The 15154-nt window shown below is 73.8% G+C and carries 15 protein-coding genes and 1 riboswitch; of the genes, 6 read left to right on the top strand and 9 right to left on the bottom strand.

Going from position 1 to position 15154, the window contains the following annotated elements; all coding sequences use genetic code 11:
* Nucleotides 1-27: 27 nt before the first annotated feature.
* From QRN89_RS08805 to thiO, 3 genes are all read right to left on the bottom strand, one after another.
* Nucleotides 28-825, bottom strand: coding sequence for a thiazole synthase (locus tag QRN89_RS08805; RefSeq protein WP_290348788.1), 798 nt, complete (start codon nucleotides 823-825; stop codon nucleotides 28-30).
* A 5-nt stretch (nucleotides 826-830) separates the two neighbouring features.
* Complete coding sequence (gene thiS, locus QRN89_RS08800) at nucleotides 831-1046, bottom strand: sulfur carrier protein ThiS (RefSeq protein ID WP_290348787.1); 216 nt, start codon at nucleotides 1044-1046, stop codon at nucleotides 831-833.
* On the bottom strand, nucleotides 1043-2242 hold the full coding sequence (gene thiO / locus QRN89_RS08795) for a glycine oxidase ThiO (RefSeq protein ID WP_290348786.1): 1200 nt from the start codon (nucleotides 2240-2242) through the stop codon (nucleotides 1043-1045). The genes thiS and thiO overlap by 4 nt, the downstream gene beginning before the upstream one ends.
* Nucleotides 2240-2352, bottom strand: a riboswitch (TPP riboswitch). It overlaps the preceding gene by 3 nt.
* A gap of 52 nt (nucleotides 2353-2404) precedes the next feature.
* On the opposite strand from thiO, the gene QRN89_RS08790 reads away from it, so the two are divergent.
* From QRN89_RS08790 to QRN89_RS08765, 6 genes are all read left to right on the top strand, one after another.
* Nucleotides 2405-2746: an avidin-fold protein gene (locus QRN89_RS08790; RefSeq protein WP_290348785.1), complete on the top strand. Its 342-nt coding sequence runs from the start codon at nucleotides 2405-2407 to the stop codon at nucleotides 2744-2746.
* Between the two features lie 85 nt (nucleotides 2747-2831).
* Complete coding sequence (locus QRN89_RS08785; protein WP_290353628.1) at nucleotides 2832-4016, top strand: NAD(P)/FAD-dependent oxidoreductase; 1185 nt, start codon at nucleotides 2832-2834, stop codon at nucleotides 4014-4016.
* Nucleotides 4017-4222: 206 nt separating this feature from the next.
* Entirely contained in the window at nucleotides 4223-4588 is a 366-nt protein-coding gene (locus QRN89_RS08780) for an Rv2175c family DNA-binding protein (protein WP_290348784.1), read from the top strand.
* Between the two features lie 120 nt (nucleotides 4589-4708).
* Entirely contained in the window at nucleotides 4709-5359 is a 651-nt protein-coding gene (gene thiE / locus QRN89_RS08775; RefSeq protein WP_290348783.1) for a thiamine phosphate synthase, read from the top strand.
* 76 nt (nucleotides 5360-5435) lie between these two features.
* Nucleotides 5436-6353 carry a methylenetetrahydrofolate reductase [NAD(P)H] gene (gene metF / locus QRN89_RS08770; RefSeq protein ID WP_290348782.1) on the top strand — a complete coding sequence of 306 codons (918 nt, stop codon included), beginning with the start codon at nucleotides 5436-5438 and terminating at the stop codon, nucleotides 6351-6353.
* A 52-nt stretch (nucleotides 6354-6405) separates the two neighbouring features.
* Nucleotides 6406-7308 (top strand): hypothetical protein, encoded by a 903-nt coding sequence (locus tag QRN89_RS08765; protein ID WP_290348781.1) that lies wholly within the window; start codon nucleotides 6406-6408, stop codon nucleotides 7306-7308.
* Between the two features lie 380 nt (nucleotides 7309-7688).
* Here the strand turns inward: QRN89_RS08765 and QRN89_RS08760 are convergent, their stop codons facing one another.
* From QRN89_RS08760 to QRN89_RS08735, 6 genes are all read right to left on the bottom strand, one after another.
* Nucleotides 7689-9200 carry a phytoene desaturase family protein gene (locus QRN89_RS08760; protein WP_290348780.1) on the bottom strand — a complete coding sequence of 504 codons (1512 nt, stop codon included), beginning with the start codon at nucleotides 9198-9200 and terminating at the stop codon, nucleotides 7689-7691.
* 30 nt (nucleotides 9201-9230) lie between these two features.
* Nucleotides 9231-9848, bottom strand: a complete 618-nt coding sequence (locus QRN89_RS08755) for a DUF4126 domain-containing protein (protein ID WP_290348779.1) — start codon at nucleotides 9846-9848, stop codon at nucleotides 9231-9233.
* A 411-nt stretch (nucleotides 9849-10259) separates the two neighbouring features.
* On the bottom strand, nucleotides 10260-10868 hold the full coding sequence (locus tag QRN89_RS08750; RefSeq protein WP_093653289.1) for a TetR/AcrR family transcriptional regulator: 609 nt from the start codon (nucleotides 10866-10868) through the stop codon (nucleotides 10260-10262).
* Between the two features lie 28 nt (nucleotides 10869-10896).
* Nucleotides 10897-12984 (bottom strand): YhgE/Pip family protein, encoded by a 2088-nt coding sequence (locus QRN89_RS08745; RefSeq protein ID WP_290348778.1) that lies wholly within the window; start codon nucleotides 12982-12984, stop codon nucleotides 10897-10899.
* Nucleotides 12956-14065, bottom strand: a complete 1110-nt coding sequence (locus QRN89_RS35795) for an ATP-binding cassette domain-containing protein (RefSeq protein WP_435833243.1) — start codon at nucleotides 14063-14065, stop codon at nucleotides 12956-12958. The genes QRN89_RS08745 and QRN89_RS35795 overlap by 29 nt, the downstream gene beginning before the upstream one ends.
* A 79-nt stretch (nucleotides 14066-14144) precedes the next feature.
* Nucleotides 14145-15092, bottom strand: coding sequence for an MASE1 domain-containing protein (locus QRN89_RS08735; RefSeq protein WP_290348777.1), 948 nt, complete (start codon nucleotides 15090-15092; stop codon nucleotides 14145-14147).
* Between the last annotated feature and the right edge of the window lie 62 nt (nucleotides 15093-15154).

Raw genomic sequence — 15154 nt, 5'->3', positions numbered from 1 at the left:
GGGACCGTCCTGGGAGGCCGGGTGCCGTCACCCGAAGGCGGGGCGCTCCGGGTCCAGTGCCGCCCGCCCCTCGACGGGGGACGACGCCTCGGCGAAGTGACGGCGCGGGATGCGGCCCGCCCGGTGGGCCAGCCGCCCCGCCTCGACCGCGTGCCGCATGGCCTCGGCCATCACGACCGGTTCCTGCGCACGGGTGACCGCGGAGGCCAGCATCACCGCGGAGCACCCCAGCTCCATCGCCAGCGCCGCGTCCGAGGCCGTGCCGGCGCCCGCGTCGAGGATCACCGGGACCCCGGCCCGCTCGGTGATCAGCTGGAAGTTGTGCGGGTTGCGGATGCCGAGGCCCGAGCCGATCGGGGAGCCGAGCGGCATGATCGCGGCACAGCCCACGTCCTCCAGCCGCCGCGCCAGGACCGGGTCGTCGTTGGTGTACGGCAGCACGATGAAGCCGTCGTCCACCAGCACCTCCGCCGCGTCCAGCAGCTCGACCGGATCCGGCAGCAGCGTCCGCTCGTCCGCCACCACCTCCAGCTTGATCCAGCAGGTCCCGAGCGCCTCCCGGGCCAGCCGCGCGGTGAGCACGGCCTCACCGGCGGTGAAGCACCCCGCCGTGTTCGGCAGGACCCGGATGCCCAGGCGGTCCAGCACGGAGAGCACCGAGCCCTGCACGGTCGGATCGAGGCGCCGCATCGCGACCGTGGTCAGTTCCGTACCGCTGGCCACCAGCGCGCGTTCCAGGACGTCGAGGCTGGGCGCCCCGCCCGTCCCCATGATCAGCCGGGACGAGAACTCGGTCCCGGCCAGTACGAGACGATCGTCCGCCACGCCGCTCAGCCTCCCTGCACCGCGGTGAGCACCTCGACGCGGTCGCCCTCGCCGAGCAGCGTCCCCGGCCACTCGCCACGGGGCACGACGGTCTCGTTGAGGGCGGCCGCGACCCCGGAGGGCGCGGCGGTGAGCGTGGCCACCAGTGCGTCGAGCGTGGTGCCGGCCGCGACGGCGCGCGGCTGCCCGTTGACGGACACGGTGTGCGTGGACGCGGTCATGCGGACACCTCCTGCTGGGCGGGGGAGAAGCGACGTGGGGTGAAGGCGCGGGCCTCGTCCGGCAGTTCACCGGTGGCCAGGACGTGCGCCATGACGTCACCGGTCACCGGGGTGAGCAGGACGCCGTTGCGGTAGTGGCCGGTGGCCAGCAGCAGACCGGGCAGCTCCGCGGGGCCCAGCAGCGGGGCGTTGTCCGGGGAACCGGGGCGCAGCCCCGCCCGGGTCTCGGTCAGTGGGAGTTCGGTGATGCCGGGCATCAGTTCGTGTGCGTCGCGCAGCAGCTGGTACACCCCGCCCGCCGTGACCGTGGTGTCCCAGCCGAGTTCCTCGCTGGTCGCGCCGACGACCAGCTCGCCGCTCTGGCGCGGCACGAGATAGACGTGGCTGCCGCGCACCACGGCCCGGACCGTCCGCGACAGGAACGGCGCGTAGGCGGGCGGCACCGTCAGCCGCAGCACCTGCCCCTTGACCGGGCGCACCGGGGGCAGCGCCTCCGCGGGCACGCCCTCCAGCCGGCCGCTGAGACTGCCCGCGGCGAGCACGACCTGGCCGGCCGGGATCGCCTCGCCGCCGGCCAGCACGGCTCCGGCAGCCCGGTCCCGTACCACCGACAGCCGCTCCACCCACCGCCGGTGGAACACCACCCCGGCCCGTTCACACGCCACGACCAGGGCCCCGGCCAGCCGCCGGGGATCGATCTGGTGGTCGCCGTCCACCCGGAGCCCGCCGCGCACGCCCGGTGCCAGCATGGGCTCCAGCCGCCGGCACTCCCGGCCGGTGAGCCACTCGGACGCCAGCCCGAAGCGCCGCTGCAGCGCGTGCAGTTCGCGCAGATGCGCACGGTCGTCCGCGTCGAGCGCCACGGCGAGCGTCCCGCAGGCGCGGTACCCGGTCTCCTGCCCGGTCGCCTCCTCGAGCTCCGCCACGAACCGCGGATAGCGGTCGGCGGAGGCGAGGTTCAGCCCGAGCAGCGTCTCCTCGCCGTAGTGGAGTTCCGTGACGGCCGCCAGCATGCCGGCCGCGACCTGCGCCGCCCCGCCGCCCGGGGCGGGATCGGCGAGCGCGGTCCGCAGTCCGCGCTGAGCCGCCCGCCAGGCGGTGACGAGGCCGATGACGCCGCCCCCGACGACGAGGACGTCCGCGGACCGTCCCGGTGAGTGTCCTGGGGAACGTCGTGGTGAATGTCCTGGATGCATGGGCGTCCGGACCCTCCCTTCGCCGGCATGACCCGGATCAGGTTCGTACGGTCGGAGGCCGCCTCAGCCTCCCTCTCAGCCCGGTGCTCCGGGCTCCCGCGAGTAGCAGTACGGTGGCCAGCCTAACCCTCGTCGCCAACCGCCAGTAAGGGAGCCGTTGCCGTGGCCCGCTCGCTCGACGGACTCGTCCTCGCCCCGGTCGCCGACCAGGCGCCCGGCCAGGTCGGCACCCGCACCCGGTTCACGTACCACGAGGACGGGGGCCGGATCTGGGCCGAGTACGCCGGCGGCGACGTGGTCCGCGGCCATCTCGTCGGCACCCGTGAGGGGGACCGGCTGGACTTCCGCTACGTCCAGTTGAAGCAGGACGGGACGACGGCCTCCGGGCACTGCGTCTCCACCGTGGTCGAGCTTCCCGACGGACGGGTGCGGCTGGACGAGACCTGGGAGTGGGAGTCGCGGCAGGGGTCCGGCACGAGCGTCGTGGAGCAGGTCCCTTCCTGACGTGTCGTCAGGTGGTTAGGGTGGCCCGGTGAGTGAGAGCGAGCAGACGGCGCCGAGCCGCCGTGTCGTCATCGTCGGGGCGGGGATGGCGGGCGTGCAGACCGCCGTGGCCCTGCGCGAACAGGGCTTCACCGGCGGCATCGGCCTCGTCGGAGCCGAGCCGCACCAGCCCTACGACCGGCCCCCGCTGTCCAAGGCCGTCCTGCTCGGGAAGGCGGAGGACTCCGCCTTCGACGTCGACTTCGACGCGCTCGACGTCGACCTCCGGCTCGGCCTCGAGGTCACGGGCCTGCGCCCCGGGGACCACGAGCTCGACACACCGGCCGGGCCCGTCCCGTACGACGTGCTCGTCATCGCCACGGGAGCGGAGCCGGTCACCCTCCCCGGCACCGAGGGCGTCCCCGGGGTGCATCTGCTGCGCACCCTCGACGACGCGGAGCGGCTGCGCCCGGTGCTGGAGCGCCGCCACCACATCGTGGTCGTCGGCGCGGGCTGGATCGGCGCCGAGTTCGCCACCGCCGCCCGCGAGGCGGACTGCGAGGTCACCGTCGTCGAGGCCGCCGACCGCCCGCTGCCGGGGGCCCTGCCGGCCGAGGTCGCCGCCCCGATGGCGGAGTGGTACGCCCAGGCCGGCGCGGAGCTCGTCACCGGCGCCCGCGTCGCCGCCGTCGAACCGGGCGCCGTGGTCCTCGAAGGAGGCCGGCGGCTCCCCGCGGACGCCGTCGTCGTCGGCATCGGCGCCCGGCCCGCCACCCGCTGGCTCGCCGGCTCGGGCATCGACCTGGGCCCCGACGGCTCGGTCACCGCGGACGAGCGGCTGCGGACCTCGCTCCCCGACGTGTACGCGGTCGGGGACTGCGCCTCCTTCCCCTCGGGCCGCTACGGGCGGCGCCTGCTCGTCCACCACTGGGACAACGCGCTCCAGGGGCCCCGTACGGTCGCGGCCAACGTCGTCGGCGCGGACACGGGCCAGGGGAGCGAGCCGGGCGAGATCTACGACCCGGTGCCGTACTTCTGGTCGGAGCAGTTCGGGCGGTTCGTGCAGTACGCAGGCCACCACGGCGCGGCCGACGCGCTCGTGCGCCGGGGTGGCCCGGACGACGCCTCCTGGTCGGTGCTGTGGCTGCGGGACGGGGCCCTGGTCGCCCTGCTGGCGGTCGGCAGGCCCCGGGACCTGGCCCAGGGGCGCAGGCTCATCGAGGTCGGCGCCAGGATCGACGCCGAACGCGCCGCCGACCCGGCCGTCCCCCTGAAGAACGCGGTGCTCTGAGCCGTCGGGCGTGCCCGGAGCCGCCGCGGGGCCACCCCGCCCTGCCCGGGCGGGGGGAACGGCCCGGCGGCGGTCGTCCGGAGCGGCGTGCCCGGGGTTCGGAGGAGGGCCGGAGACGGCGGTGGGGTGTCGCTTGTCCCTCTGAAGGCCGCAGCTCGACCGGGCCCCGCTACCGACTGTCAGTCCGGGATGGCACGCTTGGTCCCGTGACCGAGATTGACGCAAAGATCGATGCTCTCGTCCCCGCCTGGCTCCACCTGCCCGACGTCGCGGAAAAGCTCGACGTCGAGGTGACGCGCGTACGGCAGCTGGTCAAGGAGGGTCAGCTGATCGCCGTGCGCCGCGGTGAGAACCGGACGCTCCAGGTGCCTGCCGCCTTCATCAAGGGCGGCAAGGTGGTCAAGGGCCTCTCCGGCACCCTGACGCTCCTGAGGGACGACGGCTTCACCGACGAAGAGATGCTGGAGTGGCTCTTCACACCGGACCCCACCCTGCCGGGGACCCCCGCGGAGGCGCTCAGCGAGAATCGCGGCACGGAGGTGAAGCGCCGGGCCCAGGCGCTCGCCGTCTGACGACGTCCCGAGTACGTCGCCGGCGTCCTGACACACCCATCTCGATGCGGTGCGCGCACCGGGCCGGACGGTCCGGCACCCGGTGCGCGCACCGCCGACCCACCCCGGGGGGTACCACCCATGTCCGCATCCCGCGCGGCGCTGTCCGACGCCCGGCTCTACCTCTGCACGGACGCCCGCAAGCGCCAGGGCGACCTCCCGGAGTTCCTGGACGCCGTCCTCTCCTCGGGGGTGGACATCGTGCAGCTGCGTGACAAGGGCATGGAGGCCGGCGAGGAGCTGGAGCACCTCGCCGTGTTCGCCGACGCCTGCCGCCGCCACGGGAAGCTGCTCGCGGTCAACGACCGGGCCGACGTCGCGCACGCCGTCGGCTCCGACGTGCTGCACCTCGGCCAGGGCGACCTGCCCGTGCCGGCCGCGCGGGCGATCCTCGGCTCCGGGGTGCTGGTCGGGCGCTCCACCCACGCCCGCGAGGAGGTCGACGCGGCGGCCGCCGAGCCCGGCGTCGACTACTTCTGCACCGGCCCCTGCTGGCCCACCCCGACCAAGCCGGGCCGCCCCGCACCGGGCCTCGACCTGGTCCGTTACACGGCCTCGCTCGGCCAGGACCGCCCCTGGTTCGCGATCGGCGGGATCGACGCCGGCAACCTCGACGAGGTCCTGGCGGCGGGTGCCCGCCGTGTCGTCGTCGTCCGTGCGATCACGGAGGCCGACGATCCGGCCGAGGCGTCCGCCCGTCTCGCCAAGCGGATACGGGCCTACGCGCAGTAGGCCGATTCATGAGCGATCCATGTCCGATGGGTGGAATGCGGTTGGGAGACCGCTGCCCCGTGGATAACCTGCGACTATGGCCCTCGGCACAGCTTCCACCCGGACGGATCGCGCACGCACGGTGCGCGAGCTGCTCGCCGGCGACAAGACCTCGTACTCCTTCGAGTTCTGGGCGCCCAAGACCGAGAAGGGCGAGCGGAACCTCTGGAACGCGCTCCGCCGCGTCGAGGCGGTGCAGCCGAACTTCGTCTCGGTGACGTACGGGGCCGGGGGATCCACCCGCGCGGGCACGGTCAAGGCCACCCAGCAGATCGCCGCCGACACCACGCTCACCCCGGTCGCGCACCTCACCGCGGTCAACCACTCCATCGCGGAACTGCGCAACATGATCGGCCAGTACGCGGACGCCGGGATCAGGAACATCCTGGCCGTCCGGGGCGACCCGCCCGGCGACCCGATGGGCGAGTGGGTGGAGCATCCGGAGGGTGTGCGGTACGCGGCGGAGCTCGTCCGGCTCATCAAGGAGTCGGGCGACTTCTGTGTCGGCGTCGCGGCTTTCCCGGAGATGCACCCCCGCTCCAGCGACTGGGAAACGGACATCGAGCACTTCGTGGACAAGTGCCGCGCCGGTGCGGACTATGCGATCACACAGATGTTCTTCCGCGTCGAGGACTATCTGCGGCTGCGGGACAGCGTCGCGGCTGCGGGCTGCGAGACCCCGATCATCCCCGAGATCATGCCCGTCACCAGCGTCAAGCAGATCGAGCGGTTCGCCCAGCTCAGCAACGCGTCGTTCCCGGCCGAGCTCGAACAGAGGATCCGCGCCGTCGCGGACGACCCCGCCGCTGTACGCTCCATCGGTATCGAGTTCGCGACGGAGTTCTGCGCGCGGCTGCTCTCCGAGGGCGTCCCCGGGCTTCACTTCATCACGCTGAACAACTCCACCGCGACGCTCGAAATCTACGAGAATCTCGGACTGCACCAGCAGTCGTGAACGGCCGCACCCCGCCGCACCCCGGGCGGGAGGCCGCAGGAGAGGGGCGGGCATGGGCTGGACGGTGCTCTACATCGCGTTCGGCATTGTCGCGCTGTGGCTGCTCGGCGAGGTGCTGTTGCAGTACAAGGCGCGGCTGCGCTGGCGGCTGGTCGCGTTCGTCGGCTTCCTCGGCGTGGTCGTCGGTGTGCTGATGCCGAACATCATCGTGATCGGCATTGGTGCGGCCGCCTTCGCGGTCGGCCAGACGTACGTCACGCTCTCCTTCCGGCGCGGCTTCTCCACCGGCTGGGCGCTGGGCGGCAGCCCTGGTTCCAGCCGCCGCCGCAGGTCCGGCGCCGCCCCCGTCGACCGCGATCCCGTGCTCGAGGTCACGGGCATCGACTACGCGGACGCCTACGAGGACGCCCACGACGACGCGGGCCGCCCCGGTCCGTCCGGCCCCGACACGGACGATCCCGCGGCCGCCGCGAGCACCACCGTCTACGAGCCGCAGCCGCTCCCGGACGACACCGGGCAGTACGGCATCTACACGGACGGGGCCTACGCGGCGAACCACCCCCAGGGCGGCGAGGACGCCGCCTACGGCGGCTACTCCACCGGATACGCCGACACCTACTCCCAGGGCCACGGCTACCAGCAGCCGGCCGGCACCCATGACGCCTACGCCGGGTCGTACGACTACGGCACCGGGCAGCAGCAGTACGCCGCCTACTCCGACCCGTACGCCGACAGCGCCGCTCAGGGCTACGGCGCGTACGAGAGCTACGGCGGCCAGCAGCAGTACACCGACCCCTACGCGGCGCAGGGCTACCACGAGACGCCGCCGGGCGGCGTGTGGGTGCCGCTGCAGCGCGACGGCGACCAGGTCCCGCCGCCGCCGGACCAGCCCGCCCCGTACGGCTACGAGCAGGGCTACCAGAACGACCCCAACGGCCGGCCCTACCGCTACTGAGGCGCCCGCTCCCCGGCGGCACACCCGCGCGACCGAGCGCTTGCAGCGCGGGACGGCGGGGCGGGTTCGCGCACCCCGGCCGTCCGAACGCGCGGGCGCGGAAGGCGTGCCCGAGGGGCCGAGGCTGCGGAACGGGACCGCACGGCCGAGGTCGGGCCGCGGAGGGCGCCGTGATGCACGAGCCCGCAGGCCAGGACGGGGTGCCGCACGTCCGGCGCGGAAAGCGGCCGCGTGCCCCAGCGGCCCGCGGAAGAAGGCGCCGTACGTTCCCCGCCCCGCCGCGCCCGGACAGTGAGGGCGCCGCACTTCCGTGCCTTTCGGCGTTCGGACGCCTCGGGAGTGGCTGCCGCGCCCGGGGCCGGACCGCCCCTCGGGTCAGGTCACTGCGAGCCGCGGAAGTCCGCGCCCTCCACGATGAGGCCGGCCACCAGCGCACCCGACATGCCGCTGTGCGCGAGCCCGCCGCCGGGATGCGACCAGCCGCCCGCGAAGTACACCCCGGGCACCGGTGAGACGTTCGCCGCCGGCAGCAGCGCGCCGCCCGCCCCGGCCAGGGCCGGTCCGGGCACCTGAGGGGTGCCCGTCTCCCGGAAGGTGTCGGCGGGTGTGCGCACCTCGCGCCACAGGAGCCGCTCGCGCAGACCCGGAACCGCCGCCTCCGCGGCGGCCGCCATCCGGTCCGCGAACGCCTCCACGCCCGCGTCGTCCCCGCCCGGCGGACGGTCCGACGACGGGCCGCCGACGGCGGCGGTGACGGTCGCGGTCACCGTGACGGCCTCGTGGCCGCCGGGCCGCAGGCGCTCGTCGTCCGGCCGCAGCACCACGACCGTCGGCCGGTCGCACAACCGCCCGGCGGCCAGCGCCGCCGACTCCCCGGACCGGTCGGGCGAGTGCACCACCGTGCGGTGCGCCGCGCCCGCCTCCCGGGTGCCGCTCAGCGCCAGGCAGAGCGTGACCCGCCCCGTCCGCACCACGGACTGGTGGTGCGGCCACTCGTCCTGGGAACCCCACGGCAGGACGTGGTCCCGGTACAGCGCGGGCACGGGAGCGCCCGCGACCACAAGATCGGCCTCGGCCGTGCGGCCGTCCGCCAGTTCCACGCCGACCGCCCGGCCGTCCTCGATCCGTACGTCCGTCACCTCGGCGCCGAGGACGAACTCCACCTTCCGCGCGAGGCACCGCTCGTGCACGGCCTCCGCGAGGGCCCGTATCCCGCCCCGCACGTACCAGCTGCCGAAGGTCTGCTCCATGTACGGCAGGACGGCGGCGGACGCGGGAGCGGTGGCGGGATCGAAGCCGTACGCCAGGGCGTGGCTCTCCAGCAGTGCCGCCAGCCGCGGATCGCGCAGCTCACGCCGGCCCACCTCGGCGAGGGTGCGCGCCGGGCGGCGCAACAGCCCGCCCTTGAGCGCCGGATACGGGTCCCGCGCGAGGGAGGAGGTGTCCGCGGGCAGCGGCTCCTCCAGCAGCGGCCGCCGTGAACGGTCCCAGGCGTCCCGCGCACGCACCAGGAACTCGCCCCAGCGCTCGCCGGCCCCGGCACCCAGCGCTCCGTCCAGCGCCGAGACGATCCCCGCCCGCGAGGCGTTCGGCAGCGTCACGGCCGTGCCGTCGGGGAAGACATGACGGCTCGCCGGATCCACCTGGACCAGCTCCACGCACTTCTCCAGCGGCTCCTTGCCGGTCTTCACGAAGAAGTCCCGCCAGACGGCGGGCAGATGGAGCAGGCCGGGCCCGGTGTCGAAGGCGAAGCCGTCACGCTCGAACCGGCGCACCGCGCCGCCGTACGTGTCCGCCCGCTCGTACACCGTCACCCGGTGGCCCGCCACGGCCAGCCGGGCAGCGGCCGCCATGGCGCCCATCCCGGCGCCGATCACCACAATCCGTGCCATGTCAGGGACTGTATCGGCCGACTCCGACAGTCATCGGGGCGGTGGGCCCTGCAGCCCCGCGGCGACGCGCTTCTCCTCCCGGCGCTGGGCGCGGCGGCGCAGGAAGCGGCGGATCCGCGAGGCGAGGAAGGCCAGTATCACCAGCCCCAGCACGAGCAGTGTCGCCGCGATGATCGCCGCCGGCACGGGGTGGAAGATCGCGAACGTGACGATCCCGGCTACCCCGAGGTCCTCCGCCGTGCTCACGGCGATGTTGCTGAACGGCTCCGGGGAGGTGTTGACCGCCATCCTGGTGCCGGCTTTCACCAGATGGCTCATCAGCGCCGTGGTACCGCCCACCGCGCCCGCCGCGAGCTCCGGCAGGGACCCGCTCTCCCCGGCCAGCAGCGCGGCCACCACCGCCCCTGCCACCGGCCGGATCACCGTGTGGACGGAGTCCCAGGCGGAGTCGACGTACGGGATCTTGTCCGCCACCGCCTCGCACAGGAACAGCACCCCGGCCGCGACCAGGACGTCGGTGCGCTGCAGCGACTCGGGCACCTCGTCGGTGAGCCCGGCGGCGCCGAACAGACCGAGCAGCAGGACCACCGCGTACGCGTTGATGCCGCTGGCCCAGCCGCTCGTGAACACCAGGGGGAGTACGGACACGGACGCGATCGTAACCAGCCCGCACTCGGAGCGGGTGGGGATGAGCACGGGCCTCTGAGTATCCGTACCTAGTGCGGGAGATGAGTAGGCGCGCGGATGGGGGCCGGCCTGCGCGGACGGAAGAGTGGAGGCCACGGAGGGGGCGCGGCGCCGGCACCGCCGACACGGGGCGGCGGAACGGCGCGGCGCACCTGCCGAACGGGGGTTGCCCGGACCCGGGGGAACAGCGGTACAGGGCAACGGGGGAGCGGGGGAACGACGGGGGAAACGCCGGTGCGGCGAAGCTCGGGGGGATCGAGCTTCACCGCACCGGCACGCGTCGTCCGCGCGGACGGCTCCCCCGGCGGGCGGACGGTGCGTTCACCGGCCCCCGCGTTCACCGGCCCCCGCGGGCACCGGGCCCGGCGGGCGTCAGCAGCCGCCGACGCGCCCGTGCAGCAGCCGGGACAGGGCCGCGTGCACATCGTCGAGCGACCGCTCCCGCTGGAACGCCTGCCAGTCGAGCGCCGCCACCAGCACCATTCCGACCAGCGCGGCGGCGGTCAGCGGAATGTCGATCTCCTCGCTCAGCTCGCCCCGCTCGACGCCCTCCCGGAGCACCGTCTCGACGACGGCGACGGCCTGCTGTCGGACCACCATCAGCGTGGACTGCCAGGCCCGGTTGGTGCGCCACAGCTCCGCGACGTACAGCTGGGTGAAGGCCGGGTAGCGGTCGATGAAGACCAGACCGGCCCGGATCATCCCGTCCAGCGCCTCGATCTTGGTGCCGCCCCGCCGCTCCGCCTCGTCGGCGGCCTCCTGCAGCGAGGCGGTCAGCAGGCCGACCCCGAACCGCAGCAGCTCCTCGAAGAGTTCGGTCTTGCTCTTGAAGTTGTAGTAGACCGTGCCCTTGGCGACGCCGGCCCGCTCGGCGATCTCGTCCACCGTGGTGGCGGAGAAGCCCTGTTCGGCGATGAGGGTCACCGCCGCCTCGTAGAGCTTGGCGCGTGTGGCCTGTCTCCGGGTGCTGCTGCTGTTCATGGTGCCGATTCTCACAGGTCCGCCCGCCTCACAGGCTCAGCTCGGGGTGAAGACGGTCGAACGTCCACACCTGCTTGCGCCGTGCCGATACCGCGGTCAGCGCGAGCGCCCCGGCGGTGAACGCGACGAGGACGGCCGCGGCCTGCCACACCGGTCCGGCGCCGCCGCCCGTGATGAGCCGGCGCAGCGCCTCGACCACGTAGGTCATCGGCAGGAAGGGGTGGACGGCGTTGAAGAACGACGGGCTGGTCTGGACGGGGTACGTGCCGCCCGCCGAGGTCAGCTGCAGCATCAGCAGCGCGAGCACGAGGATCCGGCCGGCCGCGCCGAAGCGGGCGTTGAGCCACTGGATGATCGCGGCGAAGCAGCACACGACCAGGGCCAGGAAGCCGACCGTCCCTGCGGCGCGGGCCATCTGCAGCCCGAGACCCCAGTGGAGCACCGCCATCAGCGCGCCGACCTGGAGCAGCCCGATCGCGGCCACCGGCAGCCAGCCGGCGAGGGCGATCCGCCAGGCCGAGGCGCCGGCGGCGAGGGCGCGCCGGTTGAGCGGCTGGATCAGCATGTACGCCACCATGGCGCCGACCCAGAGGGAGAGCGGGATGAAGTACGGGGCGAAGCCCGTGCCGTAGTTGTCCGCCTTGTGCAGGGACTGGGACGCGAGCTGCACCGGGTCGGCCATCACGTCCGTGCGGCGGTCGCGCTCCTGCTTGTCGTAGTCGGGGATCCTGCCGACGCCGTCGTTGAGGCCGCCGGCCAGCTCGCCCGAGCCGTCGACGAGCTTGAACATGCCGCCGTCGAGGTCGTGCGCCCCGTTCTTGAGCCTGCCGACGCCGGTGTCGAGGTCGGTGGATCCGGTGCGTGCGCTGCCCAGCCCCTTGTGGAGGTCGCCGGCGCCCTTGGCGACCTTGTGGGCGCCGGAGTTGAGCCGGTTGACGTCCGCCACGGCCTTCTCGACGTCGTCGTCGAGGGTGGGGGAGCGGTCGGCGAGGTCCTTGGCCATCTTCTGGATCTTGGCGAGACGGGCGTCGAGCTGCTTGAGTTCGCCGCTGTTGTCCCGCACCAGCTTGCTGACGTCGTCGGCGACCGCCGCGGAGTCGGCCGTCGCGGTCTTGGCCTGCTCCAGCACGGAGCAGACGGCGGGGTCGGGCAGAACGGCGTCCTCGCAGCGGGACTTGTGCAGCGCGGCCGCCTTGTCGGCGGCCTCGTGCGCCTTGGTGGCCGCGGCGGGGGCGGTCGTCACGAGCAGGTCGAGGTGGCTGCGTGCGGCGCGGGCGCCGTGCTCCACGAACCGCGCGTGCTCGCCGATCGCCGCACCGTTGTCCTTGAGGTACGGCCGGACGTCGGCCGCGATCCCGTTGACCTTGTCGGCCAGCCGCTGGGTGCCGGCGGCGACCTCGCGGGCGCCGCTCTCCAGTCTGCCCGCGCCGTTGTCGAGGCGGGTGATACCGCCCGCGAGTCTGCCGCTGCCGTCCTTGGCGTCCTTCAGGCCGTCGGCGAGCTCCTTCGAGCCCTCCTTCGCCTTGCCGATGCCGCCCTTGAGCTTGTCGGCGCCCTTCGCGGCCTTCTCGGTCGCGTCGTGGATGTCGGAGAACGAGATGAAGATCTTGTCGAGGAAGGAGCGGGAGGCGTTCTTGGACGCGGACTTGCGCACCTCGGCGAAGACCGTGCGGGATATCTGCCCGACGATGTAGTTGTTCGCGTCGTTCGTCCGTACCTGCAGCGCCCCGGTCTCCGGAGCGTCACCGGACGCGGAGGCGATGCGCTTGCTGAAGTCGGCGGGCATGGTCAGGGACAGGTAGTACGTACCGTCCTCGACGCCCTTGCGGGCCTCCCGGGAACTCACCTCGTGCCAGTCGAAGACGTCGCTCTCCCGCAGGCCCTCGGTGATCTCGTCGCCCGCGGCGATCTTCTTCCCGGCGGCGGTCGCGCCCCTGTCGTCGTTGACGAGCGCGACGGGGATCCGGTCGAGGCGGCTGTACGGGTCCCAGAACGACCACAGGTACAGGGCGCCGTAGAGCAGTGGAAGCAGCAGGATCGCGACGAGCGCGGCCCGCGGCAGCTTGCCCCTGCCGAATCGCCTCAGCTCAAGCGCGGCCAGTTTCGGCGAGCGCATCGGCCGCCCCCTCCTCGGTCTCGTTCTTGGTCTCGATGTCGTGAGCGCGGGTCCCGGCGCCGGTGTCCACGGCAGTGCGGGTGCGGGCGCGGGCGTTCTTGTCGACGTCCGGGGCCGTGCCGGTGCCGGTGTGCTTCGAGGCGTCCCCCGACGCGGCCGGCCCGGCCCCGGCGGTGGTCCCGGCCCCCTCGGCGCACGGGACCGTCTCCCCGTCGGCCCCGTCGGCCCCGTCGGCGGTCTCCGGCGAGGTGCTCTTCCCGGTCGCCGACGGCTGCGGCGCGCCGTCGCGGTCCGCGTCCTCCGCGCCGTCCCCGCTCCCGGTGACGCGCGCGTCGCCGTCCGCCGTCCCGTCGTCCGGTACGTCGGCCGCGGCCGGTGTGGCCGTCCCCGTGACCGTACGGACCACCACGGCGTCCTCCGGAGCCTCGGTGCAGACCATGAGCACGGTCGTGCCCCGGGCCGCGATGCCCCGGAGGAGCTCCCACGCCTCCGCACGTTCGGCCTCGGAGAGCTTGAGGTCCGCGTCGTCGACGGCCAGGAGCCGCGGACGGCCGACGAGGGCGAGGGCCACGGAGAGCCGGAGCGCCTCCAGCCGTTCGAGATCCCGTACGGCCGTGCGCCCCGCCTTCGGCAGGGCCTCCACGTCGAGCCCGACGCTGCCCAGCGCCTCGTCGATCCGCGCCCGGGCCGCCGCGGCCCGTTCCCCCGGCGGCCGCAGCAGCGCCCGGAGCGAACCGTCGAAGCGCCGCTGCATCAGAGCCCGCTCCCGCAGATGCTCGGTGACGGTGAGCGCCGGGTCGAGGTCGCTCACCCCCGGCACCGGCCCCAGCGCGCTGATGTGGCGGACGGCCGCCATCCTGCGCGGCAGCCGCAGCCCGCCCACCTCCGCGTGTCCCTCCGCCGGCTTCATGCGTCCGGTGAGCGCGAGCAGCAGGCAGGTGCGTCCCGAACCGGACGGGCCCTCGATCGCGATGAGCGAGCCCGGACCGGCCTCGACGTCCACCTTCCGGAACGCCCAGCCGCGCGGCCCCTTGAGGCCGAAGCCCTCGGCTCGTACGGCTGCCCCGTGTGGGCTGTCCACGCGGCCTCCCCCTTTTGAACTGACTGGTCAGTGCAAAAGCTACTCCGAACCCGGGAACGAAGCAAAACGGGTGGGGAGTTCAGCGGTCGCGCGGCTCTGCGCCCGCCACGATCTCGGCGAGCCGGGCGCAGACGCGTTTGATCTCCTCGTGGGTCTGGTTCCGCTCGGTGATCACGGCCGCCATCAGCAGCGCCGTCAGCGCCGTGGCGCCGTTGAAGGCCTGCAGCGTGACCATGTTCGCGAACAGGTCGTGCCCGGCGAACGGTCCCAGCTGCCGGGCCGCCGCCGTGATCGCGAGCGTCGAGACCAGGAGCGCGCAGGGCGCCGCCCCCGCGAGCTGGAACCGGAAGGCCGCCCAGATCAGGCACGGGAAGACCAGGAACAGCAGCGACGAGTTCCGGGTCGAGGTCGCCAGCAGGGTGACGCCGAGCGTGCAGAGCCCGAGCGCCGTCGCCTCCGCCCAGCGGGCCGGACCGGCCGGGACGGGCCACCGCGCCCGGCGCAGCACGAGCAGGAACGGCGTCACCACCAGCACGCCCATCGCGTCGCCCGTCCACCACACCGACCACGCGGGCCAGAAGCGGTCCGGATCCAGCGCCCCGGCCTGGACGAGGGTCGCGGTGCCGACGGTCGAGCTGACCAGCATGCCGCCCAGCGCCCCGAGGAAGACGAGCGCCAGCACGTCCCGCAGCCGGTCCAGCTCCTGGCGGAACCGCGCCCGGCGCAGCAGCAGGTATGCGCAGACCGGCGCCGCGGTGTTGCCGGCGGCGATGGCGAGCACCGCGAAGGGGGTCGGGCCGATGGAGAAGTTGACCAGGAACGCCCCGAGCGCGATGCCGGGCCAGACCCGCAGTCCGAAGAACAGCAGACCGGCCAGCGCCACCCCCGTCGGCGGCCACAGCGGGGTGACCTGCCCGCGCACCAGCTGCTGGATCAGCCCGAGCCTGGCGGAGCCGTAGTAGACCGCGGCCACAGCGAGGATCCGCAGCGCCGACGAGCCGTAACGCCGGATCTCCTCATTGCGCACGACAGCAGTTTCCTTCGCCGGTGACGGGGCGGCGAGTCGGCCCCCTCCGAGGTCCGTGGAAG

This window comes from Streptomyces sp. HUAS CB01, assembly GCF_030406905.1.
Lineage (GTDB): Bacteria > Actinomycetota > Actinomycetes > Streptomycetales > Streptomycetaceae > Streptomyces > Streptomyces chengbuensis.
This window is presented reverse-complemented; position numbering and strand designations above follow the sequence as displayed.